Annotated in this window: 9 protein-coding genes; 4 read left to right on the top strand and 5 right to left on the bottom strand. The window is 37.4% G+C overall.

What is annotated here, in order from left to right:
- Window positions 1–210 precede the first annotated feature (210 nt).
- Window positions 211–3,087: an aminomethyl-transferring glycine dehydrogenase gene (gene gcvP / locus ABD692_RS20220; RefSeq protein WP_344769885.1), complete on the bottom strand. Its 2,877-nt coding sequence runs from the start codon at window positions 3,085–3,087 to the stop codon at window positions 211–213.
- A 359-nt stretch (window positions 3,088–3,446) separates the two neighbouring features.
- Between gcvP and ABD692_RS20215 the strand changes: the two genes are divergently transcribed.
- From ABD692_RS20215 to thrC, 4 genes are all read left to right on the top strand, one after another.
- On the top strand, window positions 3,447–3,893 hold the full coding sequence (locus tag ABD692_RS20215; RefSeq protein ID WP_344769883.1) for a GyrI-like domain-containing protein: 447 nt from the start codon (window positions 3,447–3,449) through the stop codon (window positions 3,891–3,893).
- Between the two features lie 776 nt (window positions 3,894–4,669).
- On the top strand, window positions 4,670–7,120 hold the full coding sequence (gene thrA / locus ABD692_RS20210) for a bifunctional aspartate kinase/homoserine dehydrogenase I (RefSeq protein ID WP_344769881.1): 2,451 nt from the start codon (window positions 4,670–4,672) through the stop codon (window positions 7,118–7,120).
- Between the two features lie 148 nt (window positions 7,121–7,268).
- A complete protein-coding gene (locus ABD692_RS20205) occupies window positions 7,269–8,231 on the top strand; it encodes a homoserine kinase (RefSeq protein WP_316763143.1) in 963 nt (320 codons plus the stop codon).
- Window positions 8,232–8,302: 71 nt separating this feature from the next.
- On the top strand, window positions 8,303–9,613 hold the full coding sequence (thrC, locus tag ABD692_RS20200; protein ID WP_344769879.1) for a threonine synthase: 1,311 nt from the start codon (window positions 8,303–8,305) through the stop codon (window positions 9,611–9,613).
- A 342-nt stretch (window positions 9,614–9,955) separates the two neighbouring features.
- Here the strand turns inward: thrC and ABD692_RS20195 are convergent, their stop codons facing one another.
- The 4 genes from ABD692_RS20195 to metF form a co-directional block, all read right to left on the bottom strand.
- On the bottom strand, window positions 9,956–11,461 hold the full coding sequence (locus ABD692_RS20195; protein ID WP_344769877.1) for a glycoside hydrolase family 10-like protein: 1,506 nt from the start codon (window positions 11,459–11,461) through the stop codon (window positions 9,956–9,958).
- A gap of 142 nt (window positions 11,462–11,603) precedes the next feature.
- Window positions 11,604–12,023, bottom strand: coding sequence for a tail fiber domain-containing protein (locus ABD692_RS20190; RefSeq protein WP_316762665.1), 420 nt, complete (start codon window positions 12,021–12,023; stop codon window positions 11,604–11,606).
- A 70-nt stretch (window positions 12,024–12,093) separates the two neighbouring features.
- The gene (locus ABD692_RS20185) at window positions 12,094–12,402 is read right to left on the bottom strand and encodes a hypothetical protein (protein ID WP_344769875.1); all 309 of its coding nucleotides are present in this window, start codon (window positions 12,400–12,402) and stop codon (window positions 12,094–12,096) included.
- A 625-nt stretch (window positions 12,403–13,027) separates the two neighbouring features.
- Window positions 13,028–13,981, bottom strand: coding sequence for a methylenetetrahydrofolate reductase [NAD(P)H] (gene metF / locus ABD692_RS20180; protein ID WP_344769873.1), 954 nt, complete (start codon window positions 13,979–13,981; stop codon window positions 13,028–13,030).
- Window positions 13,982–14,134 lie beyond the last annotated feature (153 nt).

Genomic DNA, 14,134 nt, shown 5'->3' with positions numbered 1-14,134 from the left:
ACGGATACCAATCGGAATAGAATCATTTTATTGGACATTCGATTTCAAAAAAAATCTGCAAGTCGTATGAAAATGATTCATAAAACTTGCAGATGACTGGCTTGTGAGGACACAAACCAAGGCTATGATCCGTCTCGCCTGCTTACAGCAGGCAAACAATGACGGAGTTCGCTTTGGAAAGGAAAAACCTTAAACCCTAAACTCTAATCCTTAAGGAACTATTTCTTCTAAATAACTCTCCACTGGTGGACAAGCACAAATTAACGATCTATCGCCGTGGCTATCGTTTACACGACCAACCGATGGCCAAAACTTGCGTTCCAACACATAAGGAAGCGGGAAAGCAGCAGTTTGACGGCTGTAAGCATGTTCCCATTCGTTAGCTGTAATTACTGAAACGGTATGAGGTGCATTTTTCAATGGATTATCAACCTTATCAAAAGTTAAATTTTCAACCTGATCTATTTCCTTTTTAATAGCGATTAGTGCATCACAGAAACGATCTAACTCATGTTTAGGCTCAGATTCTGTTGGCTCAACCATTAAAGTACCTGCAACAGGGAAAGAAACCGTTGGTGCATGGAAACCATAATCCATTAAACGTTTTGCAATATCAGTAACTTCAATTCCGAAAGCTTTGAAAGAGCGGCAATCTAAAATCATCTCGTGTGCACAACGACCCTGAGCACCTGAATAAAGCACTGGATAGTGTTGCTCTAAACGAGTTTTCATATAATTTGCGTTTAAAATCGCATATTTTGTAGCGTTGGTTAATCCCTCTGCACCCATCATAGCGATGTAAGCATGTGAAATAATCAAGATTGAAGCTGAACCCCATGGTGCAGATGAAACTGCAGAAATTGATTTTCCTTTATCGATATCTACCACAGCGTGACCGGGAAGATAAGGAACCAAGTGTTTTGCAACACCGATTGGACCCATACCTGGACCACCACCACCGTGAGGAATACAGAAAGTTTTGTGCAAGTTTAAGTGGCAAACATCTGCACCAATATTAGCTGGACTTGTTAAACCAACCTGGGCATTCATATTTGCACCATCCATATAAACTTGTCCACCGTTAGCGTGAATCGTTTCACAAATTTCGATTATGCTTTCTTCGAATACACCGTGAGTTGATGGATAAGTTACCATCAAACAAGATAGATTGTCTTTATGTAATTCTGCTTTTGCTTTTAAATCTTCCACATCGATGTTACCGTTTTCCAACGATTTTACAACAACGATTTTCATATCAGCCATTGCTGCAGAAGCAGGATTTGTACCGTGAGCAGATGCAGGAATTAAAGCTACGTTACGGTGGAAATCACCTCTATCTTGGTGGTAAGCACGAATAACCATCAAACCAGCGTACTCGCCTTGAGCACCAGCGTTTGGCTGTAAACTCATGGCAGCGAAACCAGTAATTTCACTTAACCATTTATCCAGTTCGTTGAAAACCGAATAATAACCTAATACTTGATCAGCTGGCGCAAACGGGTGTACGCGACCAAAGTGAGACCAGGTTACTGGAATCATTTCTGCAGTTGCGTTCAATTTCATTGTACAACTTCCCAAAGCAATCATCGAGTGGCAAAGCGATAAATCTTTCGCCTCTAAAGATTTAATGTAACGCAACATTTCATGCTCCGAATGGTGCGAGTTAAAAATTGGGTGTGTTAAATATTCAGAAGTACGCTGTAAAGCTGATGGAATTACGGTTTCAACATTTTCAACAACTTCTACCTGATCAGCGGCTACTGCTTTTACTTTAGCGAAGATTTTAGCGATTAAAGCAATGTCTTCAAAAGTGGTAGTTTCATCGATTGAAATAGTAGCAACATTACCAACATAGTTTAAGTTGATTTCGTTATCTAAACAACCTGAATGAATGCCACCTTTTAAATCGCCTAAATCGAAACGAATCGTATCAAAATAAGCTGAATTTAATTGCTCGTAACCTAAACCTTTAAGTGTTGAGACTAAACTTACCGCCAAACCATGTGTGCGTTCTGCAATAGCTTTTAAACCTTTCGGACCGTGATAAGCCGCGTAGAAACCAGCCATAATAGCCAACAATGCTTGTGCAGTACAAATGTTTGAAGTTGCTTTATCTCTACGGATATGCTGCTCGCGGGTTTGCAAAGCCATACGTAAAGCGTAATCGCCATGGCTATCGATGGTTACACCAATAATACGACCTGGGATTGAACGCTTATATTCGTCTTTAGTTGCAAAGAACGCAGCATGTGGACCACCAAAACCCATCGGAATACCGAAGCGTTGAGTTGTTCCTACAACAATATCCGCTCCCCATTCGCCTGGAGGCGTTAATAAGGTTAAGCTTAAAATATCAGCCGCAACTGTTAATTTAATATTTTGATTATGTAATTCAGAAGCAAAGTTTTTATAATCGAAAACCTCACCATTACCTGCAGGATATTGAACAATCGCACCGAAGAAATCTTCCGTAGCAACGAAATCTAAATGACTTCCAATAACCAATTCGATACCGTAAGGATTAGCACGGGTTTTTAAAATATCTATCGTTTGAGGAAAAACTAATTCCGAAACAAAGTACTTTTTCGCAGCTTGATTTTTACGCGTGCTGTATTGCATAAACATCGCCTCAGCTGCAGCCGTACCTTCATCTAAAAGAGATGCATTGGCAATTTCCATTCCAGTTAAATCAATAACCATCGTTTGGAAATTCAACAATGCCTGTAAACGACCTTGAGCAATCTCCGCCTGGTATGGCGTGTATTGCGTGTACCATCCTGGATTTTCGAAAACGTTACGCAAAATTACACCTGGCGTAATCGTATCGTAATAACCCTGACCGATAAAGCTTTTGAAAACTTTATTTAACAACGAAGTTTGTTTTAAAGCACCAAGATATTCAGTTTCTGATTTCGCTGCAGGCAAATTTAGAGGTTGTTTTAACCTAATCGCCGTCGGAACAGTTTGTTCAATTAGCTCATCAATAGAATTTACGCCAACAGTCTGCAACATTTCAGCAGTATCTGCCTCATTTGGTGCAATATGACGATTTTGAAAATCTTCCTTGTAATGGATATTTAAGCTCATGCGGGTATGAATAATAAATTTGCTGCAAAGGTAGCAAAAAGCCAAGTATTTTTAAACAGGAAAAGCACCTCAAATCGTCATATTTTCGTAGCTATACATCAGATAAAATCTACGTTTTTAGTAGGATAAGTCAATTTTTAAATAATTTCAAAATTATATAAGGATAGGTGAAACTTTAGCTTTTAAAAATTCTGTTTTAAGGATTTGAACATATAGAAAGTTAAAGTAATTTAAAATTCGTATTCGATCTACAAACAACCCAATAAGCTTACTAAACACCTTGTTTAGAAGTCATTTTGTGGAAAACATTAACTCATAATCTCTGTTACAAGCAATATCTTCGTTTAAAATCTAAACTAATGGAAAACTTCAAAATTATTGGCATTTCGGTTGAAACCAAAAACCAAAATAGCCAGGCGGCAACTGATTTAGGGCAACTTTGGGGAAGGTTTTATAATGAACAAATTTTCAATAAAATACCAAATAAGGAAAGCGAAGAAGTTTACGCCGTTTATACCGATTACGAAAGTGATTATACTGGAAAATACACCACGATTATTGGGCAAAGGGTAAATTCATTAGACAATATTCCTGATGGATTGGTTGGGAGAGAAATTAATAATGAAAGGCTTTTAAGATATGTTGCAAAGGGAGAAATGCCGAATGCGGTTGTAGAAACCTGGAAAGAGATTTGGGCAAATAATATTGCTTTATATCGTACATACAACGCCGATTTTGAGGTGTATGGTGAAAAATCTCAAAATGGAAACGAATCGGAAGTAGAGATTTATATTGGGATAAGGTAATTTATATTATGTATCTATTATCTGTTGGTTGAAACCAACTGGATTGAATATGAAAAAAGACAAATAAAAGCAATTTTACACTTTTGGGTTTGAACACTGAACGCATTAAGATTGCTTCATAACCTCGCAATGACGACCGACGTCAAAATCCCTAAACCCACTAGGGCGGCAATAAACTCAAATAGTAATTCAAACCTAATTTAACCAAACCTGACAGTAGCAAAAACACTTTTTGTTTTGCTGACTTAAATAAAGAGCAACTTCTTGACTCCTCGCAATTACGATAATAGGAACGCAATTGCATCCACAAAAAGATTGTAGCAAATGGCAGGACTGCTGTAACTGAAGAATTACTGAAGCACCTTTTCTAATAATTAAATTTTGAAGCAAGATTTCCACGTTGCCCCGTCCACAATGACAGTTTATCTGTTTTAGTTTTCAGTTCAAAAAATATCATTATTCAATCCACTTAAACGTTTTATTAAAAAATTTTAAAGAAAATTTAAAAAACATTTGCATTTTAAAAAAATAATCTCCTACTTTACGGTGTACAAAGTACACAAAGACGATATGAATTTTAACACATCAATTATTACAACGATTATTATTACCACCGGAGAAAATCAGGGAGGCTAATTTGTTGTAAATTGAAAAAATATAAAAACAGAAAGCGTCCCGACACAAATCGGGGCGCTTTTTTTTTACCCAAAACCATTGAAAACTGCATAAACCAAAATTAATTAACAAACCCGCAAGGTTCATTTAAACTAAAAAAAATGAAAGTATTAAAATTCGGCGGCACATCCGTAGGTTCGGCCGAGAACATTAAAACCCTCTTACGCCTGGTTGGTGAAGAAAAACAGAAGAACAATCCGATAGTTGTATTATCGGCAATGAGTGGCGTAACTAATTTGCTTACCGATATGGCTGAAATGGCCGAGCGTGGCGAGGATTACGACGTACATTTAAAAGAAATTGAGGCTAAACATTTTGCTGTTATCCGCTCGCTTTTACCAGCGGCAGCTCAAAACCCAGTATTTACCCGCTTAAAAATCTTTTTTAATGAGTTAGAAGATTTATTGCAGGCAGTAACCAATTTACGTGAGTTGAGTTTGCAAACGAAAGACCAGATTTTAAGCTACGGTGAACGCTGCTCGAGTTTTATGATTGCACATATTGCAGCTCAAAGTTTTGGCAATGCAATGTATGTGAACGGTGCTGAATTAATTAAAACCGACAGCAACTTCGGCCAGGCAAAGGTTGATACCGAATTAACAGAGATCTTAATTAACGACTTTTACCAGGCCAACGAAGATAAAGTGCTTTTCGTTACTGGTTTTATTGCCAGCAACGCAGCGGGTAGAGTTACTACGCTAGGTCGCGGAGGTTCTGATTATACCGCGGCGGTTTGGGGCGCTGCCTTAAATGTCGAGGAAATCGAAATCTGGACAGACGTAAACGGCATGATGACTGCCGACCCCCGCATTGTTAAAAAAGCATTTTCTTTACCAGAATTGAGCTATACAGAAGCAATGGAATTGAGTTATTTTGGAGCGAAAGTGATTTATCCGCCAACGATGATTCCTGCGTTCATGAAAAAAATTCCAATTGTAATTAAAAATACTTTCGAGCCTGATTTCGGAGGAACTTATATTAAAAGCGATGTAAAGTCTTCGAGTTTACCCATTAAAGGCATCTCATCGATCGACCACATTAGTATCATCAACCTAACTGGAAGCGGTATGGTTGGTAAGGCTGGTTTTAGCGGCCGATTGTTTTCTTTGCTTTCTCGTGAGCAAATTAATGTAGTTTTGATTACGCAGTCATCTTCAGAACACAGTATAACTTTCGCAGTTAAACCGACAGATGCCAGCCAGGCAATCAGCTTAATCAAAAAAGAATTTGAACTGGAATTAGATGCTAAAAAACTGGAACTTCCAGAGGTTGAAAACAACCTGGCTGTTTTAGCTATTGTTGGCGAAAATATGAAACGCACACCAGGTATGAGTGGTCGTTTGTTTAATGCTTTGGGTCGTAATGGTATTAACGTTAGGGCGATTGCACAAGGTTCTTCAGAATATAACATTTCGGTAATTATCAGTAAAGATGATTTATCAAAAGCAGTAAATGCGGTGCATGATGCATTCTTTACCGACTTAAAACGTACACTGAATATTTTTTGCTTAGGAACAGGAAATATTGGCAAAACTTTGTTCAATCAATTGAAAGAGCAAATGCCGTTCTTGGCGGCCAATAATGATTTACAGGTTAAGGTTGCGGGAATTTGTAACACCAGAAAAATGATTTTCAATGCAGAAGGTTTGTCGCTGGAAAATTGGGAAACTGAATTAAGCAGCAATGGAACGCAGGCAGATTTGGCCACTTTTGTAGCTAAAATGAAAGCCATGAATTTGCCAAACTGTGTTTTTGTGGATAATACCGCAGCAGAAACGCCAATTGAATTTTATCAGGGTGTTTTTGAAAGTAGCATTTCGGTGGTTACTTGTAATAAAAAAGGTAATTCTGCCGATTTTGCTCAATACAAATCTTTTAAAGATACCGCCCGTAAATTCGGCGTAGATTTTTATTATGAAACTAATGTTGGTGCAGGTTTACCGATTATCCGCACTTTAAAAGAGTTGATGGTGAGTGGGGATAAAGTTGCCCGCATCGAAGCGATTTTATCTGGAACGATTTCTTACATCTTCAATAACTTTAAAGGAGAAGCTGGTTTTTACGAAACCGTAAAAGAAGCACAGGAATTGGGCTATACCGAACCAGACCCACGCGACGATTTAAATGGAAAAGATTTCATGCGTAAAATGTTAATTCTGGCTCGCGATGCAGGCTATCCTTTAGAAGCTGCTGATGTGAAAATTGACAATATTTTACCTGAGGCTTGCTTAAACGCAACATCTGTTGAAGATTTTTATAACGAATTACAGGCGAACTCGGCTTTCTTCGAAGATCTGAAAAACAAAGCTGCAAACGATGGTAAAGTCTTACGTTACATCGGGAAACTGGAAGATGGCAACGTAGAAATCAGCTTGCAAATGGTTGATGATAGCCATCCTTTCTATATGCTTTCGGGAAGTGATAATATTATCTCGTTTACCACAGACAGGTACAAATCTCGTCCGCTAGTGGTAAAAGGCCCTGGTGCTGGTGCAGAAGTTACGGCCGCAGGTGTTTTTGCAGATATTATAAATGTTGGGCAGAACCCATAAACCCCCTAGCCCCCTAAAGGGGGAACTAAAGGCGTGATGGAAAGAGAAAGAAACTAAAAAGCCAATAGCCTTGGATTTAATCCTTAGGCAGTAAAAAAATAAATAGAAAATGTCAAATAACAATATAAGCCCTGCTGAAACATTAGACATGAACAATGGAAATACAACTCCAATTTTAGGGGGACAGAGTGTTAGAGTTTTCGCTCCTGCAACTGTTGCCAACGTAGTTTGCGGTTTCGATGTACTGGGTTTCGCTGTTAATGAGCCTGGCGATGAAGTTGAAATGCGCTTAACCGATACGCCTGGTGTGATCATAAAAAGGATTACTGGCGATGATGGAAAATTACCTTTAGATGCTGCAAAAAATACAGTAAGCGCCAGCGTTCAACATTACTTGCAACACATTAACCGATTGGATGTTGGTGTTGAAATCGAATTACATAAGAAGATGCCTATTGGAAGTGGTTTAGGCTCGAGCTCCGCAAGTACGGTTGCTGGTTTATTTGCCATTAACAAACTGATGGGTGATTTATTAACCCCTAAGGAGCTGGTTCCTTTTGCGATGAAAGGCGAAGAACTTGCTTGCGGTTATGGTCATGCAGATAACGTTGCACCTGCAATAATGGGTGGTTTTGTTTTAGTTAGAAGTTACGAACCATTGGATGTAATTTCATTACCAACACCTGCTGGAATGTATGCCGCAATTGTTTATCCACAAGTTGATGTACCTACAAAAGATGCCCGCCAGATGATTCGTAGCAAGGTATTTTTAAAGGATGCAGTAACCCAATGGGGAAATGTTGCAGGCTTAGTTAGCGGGTTATTCATGAATGATTTTGATTTAATCGGCCGCAGCATGAAAGATGTTTTGGTAGAACCAACACGTTCGATCCTGATTCCAGGCTTCGAAGAAATGAGAAATCTAGCTATGGAAAATGGTGCAATTGGTTTCGGAATTTCAGGTTCGGGCCCATCAGTTTTCGCCTTAACCAAAGACGAGGAAACCGCAAAAAAAATAACCAAAGCCCAACAGCAACACTTACATAAACTTAATATTAACAGCAAAGCTTACGTTTCTTCGGTTAACGCCGAGGGACCGAGGGTAATTTAAGTAATAAGTTTTACGTGATAAGTCAGCTTGTGCAAAGCTTCACGTAAAACTTAGAACCTACAACTTAAAACATGAAACTATACTCAACCAACAATAAAGATTTACGTGTTTCTTTTAAAGAAGCCGTTTTTAATAGCATGCCGCAGGATAAAGGCTTATATATGCCTGTAGAAATTCCGCAATTGGATGCAGATTTTATCCAAAATATTGAACAATATTCTTTACCAGAAATCGCTTGCAAAATCGCATCAACTTTGTTGAAAGATGAAATTCCTGCTGACGATTTAAAGGCTTTGATTGATGATGCGATTAACTTCGAAGCACCAGCCGTAAAACTTGATGATAAAACTTTTGTACTGGAACTTTTCCATGGCCCATCACTGGCTTTTAAGGATTTCGGAGCACGGTTCATGAGTCGTGTAATGGCTTATTTTTTAAAGGATGGAGAACAATTATTGGATGTTTTGGTTGCCACCTCTGGCGATACAGGTGGCGCTGTAGCTCTGGGTTTTTTAGGTGTACCAAATACTCGTGTAACTATTCTTTATCCAGAGGGAAAAGTGAGTCCGATACAAGAGCTGCAATTAACCACAAACGGACAGAATATTAGAGCCATTGAGGTAAAAGGAACTTTTGATGATTGCCAGGCCCTGGTTAAACAAGCATTCGCTGATGATGAACTGAATGCAAAATTTCGTTTGACTTCTGCAAATTCGATTAATATTTCGAGATTAATTCCGCAAACTTTTTATTACTTCAACACTTATGCACAGCTGAAAAAACAAGGCTTAAATGATGTAATCTTTTCTGTTCCAAGTGGAAATTTTGGCAACATCGGCGCTGGTTTATTGGCTTATAAATTAGGCTTACCAGTAAAACAATTTATCGCTGCAACAAACGTAAACGATACGGTTCCACGCTTTTTAGAAACTGGCGTTTATGAAACCAAACCATCAACTCAAACCTATTCTAACGCGATGGATGTTGGTGCACCAAGTAATTGGATTCGCATTATGGATTTGTTTAACAATAATGTTGATGCTTTGAAAAAGGTTGTTACTTCTTATCGTTTCAATGATGAAGAAACCCTTGAAGGCATTAAAGAAATCGATGCTAAATTTAATTATGTTGCTTGTCCGCACACCGCAATTGCTTATTTAGCCATTGAAAAATTCAGAAAAGAAAATCCTGCTGATGAAAGTGCTGCTGTATTCTTATCTACCGCTCATGCTTGCAAATTCCCAGATATCTTCCCTCAAGATATTGCAGCAAAAATTGAAATACCAGAACAGGTTACTGCTTTAGAGAGCAAACTGCAACATGCAGATAAATTAAATGCTGATTTTGAAATATTTAAAAGTTATTTATTAGATAAAGCTTAATCTTGGGTGGATTATAAATCCACAGAAATAACGGTCGAGATTGCAAATCTCGACCAACTTTATAGGCTAGTCGCAACATGTTAGTTGGGGATTTGAAATCCCGACTTAAAAACTAAGGATTTTTAATCCTGTGGAATCAGTTATTGTTTCGGAACCAGAACATTATAACTATAGCTCGGCGATAAACTATAGTGGTGGATTAGAGATAATTGAAGTTGTTTATTTGTAAAATCATGGGTGGATTAGAAATCCAAAATATAATAGACGAGATTGCAAATCTCGACAAACTTTATGCTAGTCGGGATTTGCAATCCCGACTTAAAAACTAAGGATTTTCAATCCTTAAAACACTTGCTCAATTCGAACAACACTTTCATTCCCAGTTCTGTCGATTGCAGTAACGGCTATTCCCTGTAACTTCTGAGAAACCAATTTTGCTGCATCGGCAAATATGGATTTTGGAACCTGTAAAAATCTGCTTTTATAATTCAGAATAACGTAACTCCATTTACCACCGTAGTTGGTATAAACAATATATTTAAAATCATCCTTTTCATAAGCAGGGTTCCACTTAATATAAATATCCGTCGTTCGATCTTCTATGGAAACTTTAGGTGCAATCGGTTTTTCATTATCCAGCCAAGGCGATTCAGGCACCAAAGCTTCATTTTTATATGGGCCTTTAAGTAAATCATTTCGTAAACTTTCGTGGGTTAATAAAGCAGCAATGCTCCAATGCGCTGCACCTGGCGATTTTGGCAGGATACCTCTGGTAATCATAATTTGATTAATAATTTCATCGCTATTTTTATCTCCGCCACCAATTCCGCTGTTCATTCCAGGCCAAAGATGCCTTTGTTTAGTGTTCTCTGATTGCCACCAACCTAGCAGCACAGGAAAACTTTGAGGAATGTTGTTTACTTGCCAATATAACTGAGGCATAAAATAATCGATCCAACCCTCATTTAGCCAAAGTTTCGCATCCGCATAAAGTTTATCGTATTGGTCGAATCCTTTAATAGATTCAGGGAAGCCTGGACGCCAAATTCCAAAAGGACTTATGCCAAATTTTACTTGTTTTTTTTCTTCTTTTATCGTTTTATAAATTCTTTGAATAAATACATTAACCTGTTCTCTTCGCCAATCTCCACGTTCTAATCGGCCTCCAGTTTTTTGATACTCAGCATAACTTGCCGAATCGGGGAAATCTTCTCCACCATTATATTCAGCATAAGGATAAAAGTAATCATCAAAATGAACACCATCAATATCATAACGTTTCACTATATCTTTAACTACGGCAGCCGATAAATCTTGTGTTCCTTTTTTTGAAGGATCAAGCCACCAATAGCCCTGTTTTAATTTATACACCAGTTCTGGGTGTTTTTTAACAACCGAAAACTTAGATGGCTGACCTCCAGAAATATGATGAGCACGATATGGATTTAGCCAAACATGTAGTTCTAATCCCCTGTCATGAGCAGCTTCTATCCAAAATTCTAGCGGATCGTAATAAGGTTTAGGAGCCTGCCCCTGCTTTCCAGTTAAAAAGTAAGACCAAGGCTCAATATTACTCTTGTATAAAGCATCGGCTTGCGGCCTAACCTGAAATATTACCGCATTGAAGTTATTTTTCTTCAACATATCCAGCAAAGCGATGGCCTCATCTTGCTGTTGCTGCGTAGATAAACCTGGTTTACTAGGCCAGTTGATATTAGCAACCGATGCTACCCATGCCGCCCGAAATTCTCTTTCAGGTTTTGGAATTGCAGGTGTAATAATTTCTTGAGCAATTGTTTTCTTTGTAAAACCGATTACTATAAAAAAGGCAATTAATATATTTCTCATAAATAAATGTTGGATAAACTTAAGCCATTTGTTTTACTTAAATCCGTGTATGGTATTTTTTGCAAGGTAAACAGGATTCATTAAAAACAAAAAAGGCCAGAATATTAATATCCTGGCCAAACCAACCTATTAAACTAAAAAACTATCTTGTATTTCGAGATTTTAACACATTAATCTCTTTCTTTAATTGTTCAATTTGTTCTTGCTGCTCTTTAATACTCCCCACTAAAAGTGGAATAAGGCTTTCATAATCAACTTTTGATACAGTAGCCGAACGGAAAGAATTTTTACCAGACGAATAATCCTTAGCGGTTTTGGTAACCAAAGCTGGCAATACTTTCTGCACATCAGCTGTTACGAAACCAAATTGCGATTTGTCTGAGATTTTCAGCTTATCCGCCCATTGCTTATCGTAATTAAAACTTACTGGTTGTAACTGTGTAACCACAGAAACTGAATTATTAATGGGCTTAATATTTGTTTGTGCAACTTCTTGTGCACTAATTTTTAAAGATGCAGATATTAAAAATACCGCAAATGATAATGAAATTGCTCGTTTCATATTATGATAGAATTATTAAATTTAAAAGAATAGACTACGGTATTTAACCCGTAACAGTTTAATTAAGAAATTAAACCAATGATGAAGGAGGAGGTGTTAAAACCTCAGGAAAATATGCAGGTATAAAGAAATTTAAAGGCAGTAAAACCTTTGTTGGAATCAAAACAGGCGATTTCAAATCGTGATAAGAAACCAAATGATCGTACAAGTATTCAGCTTCAACTTGTTTTTCTTCCTTTTCTGTTGATTCTTTATCTGATTCAGAATACTCGATTTGGCTAACTGATTTTTTGAAAACAGATAATGCACCGCTTGCCTTAAAAAATAATGTTAAAGCAAAACAGCAGATTAAAATGTATTTGAAAATACCTGCGTTCATGGTTACAAAGATAAAACCTCTGCGCTTAAAACAGAATTTTTAAGTTAAAGTTCTGTCAAAATTTGAAGCATTTAGGTTTTAGCGAAATCAATATCTGCAACTGTTGTTCTATAATTTACAAAAGCCGCTCTTATTCCTTTCTTTCTATTGTAGAAGGTTGAAGTCATAAATGCCTTAGCCGTGACATTCATTTTATTAAGGAAATCAGATACTAAGTTTTCATTTGTTAAAGAAAAACAACCGTATTTAAACGAACAGGCGCTAATAAAACAAAGTTGTCGTTTATAAAGCTTGCAAATAATTGCGCCATGTTTACATTGCTTTCTACAATTTGCCGATATCCATATTACCATAACTCCTAAAGTAAACCATGCTGGTAAAGCTTTTTAACTGCGGGAGTTTTCGGGAAGAAAATTTAGATAGCTGAAATTTTATATAGGTATTGCTTCAAGGTTTATAAATCGTCGTTTAGATGGTTTTATAGACTGATTATGCTTGTTTTTAGGTTTGCTTTAACGATGGAAACGGCATCCTTTTTAGCTGTCATCCTGAGCGAAGTCGAAGGACAGCTAAAAAGATATAGCTTACAGCGTGTTAAAACGCCAAAAACACTACGACTGCTTGATTAAAATATTGCTCTTGCGATTTGCTTAGTTTGTTCTGGCCTTCCCATTGTATAAAAATGCAATACAGGTGCGCCAAATTCCATAAGCTCTTTACATTGCTTAATCATGGCTTCTGTACCAATTTCTTTCGCTTCAGCATTATTTTTTGCGTGAGATAATGCATCCGTTAATTCATCAGGTAAATCGATGTGGAAGATTTTTGGCAAAACATTTAACTGTGTGAGCGTACTGATTGGTTTCAAACCCGGGATAATCGGCACATTAATATCATTCTCTCTACATTTTTTAACAAAATCGAAGTACTTCTGATTATCAAAAAACATTTGTGTTACAATAAATTCAGCACCCATGTCCACTTTCTTTTTCAAGTATTTGAAATCGGCATTTAAGTTTGGTGCTTCAAAATGCTTTTCAGGATAACCGGCAACACCGATACAAAAATCACTTTTAAATGTCTCTATATCCTCATGGAGAAATTTACCATCATTGTGATTTTTGATGTGTTCGATTAAATCTGTGGCATAACAATGGCCACCTTTCGTTGGCACGAAAGAATGATCGGCTGCACGGGCATCACCACGTAAAGCTAAAACGTTATCGATTCCTAAAAACTGCAAATCGATAAGTGCATTCTCTGTTTCTTCTTTGGTAAAACCACCACAAATTAAATGCGGAACGGCATCAATTTTATATTTATGAATGATTGCCGCACAAATGGCAATAGTTCCTGGACGCTTACGGTAAGAAACCTTCTGCAACAAGCCATTTTCCTGCTCTTTGTAAATATAATCTTCGCGGAGTGAAGTCACATCGATAAAAGGCGGGTTAAACTCCAAAAGCGGATCAATGGCGTCATAAATCCACTGAATACTTTGTCCTTTTATCGGCGGTAATAGTTCAAAAGAGAATAAGGTTTTACCCTTTGCGTTTTTTATATGGTCTGTAATCTTCATTCTGTTGCGTGTTGTTCGTTACGTGTTGCCTGCTTGGATGCCTATTTCACAAATTGTTGGTAATATTTGATAAATCCACTTAGAAGCTTTCTGGTTATCTCAATTCTATTTAATAAAAGTTCGTTACGTCTTGCCTGTTTAGATGCCTATTTC

Source organism: Pedobacter ginsengiterrae (assembly GCF_039537385.1).
GTDB classification, from domain to species: Bacteria; Bacteroidota; Bacteroidia; order Sphingobacteriales; family Sphingobacteriaceae; genus Pedobacter; species Pedobacter ginsengiterrae.
This window is presented reverse-complemented; position numbering and strand designations above follow the sequence as displayed.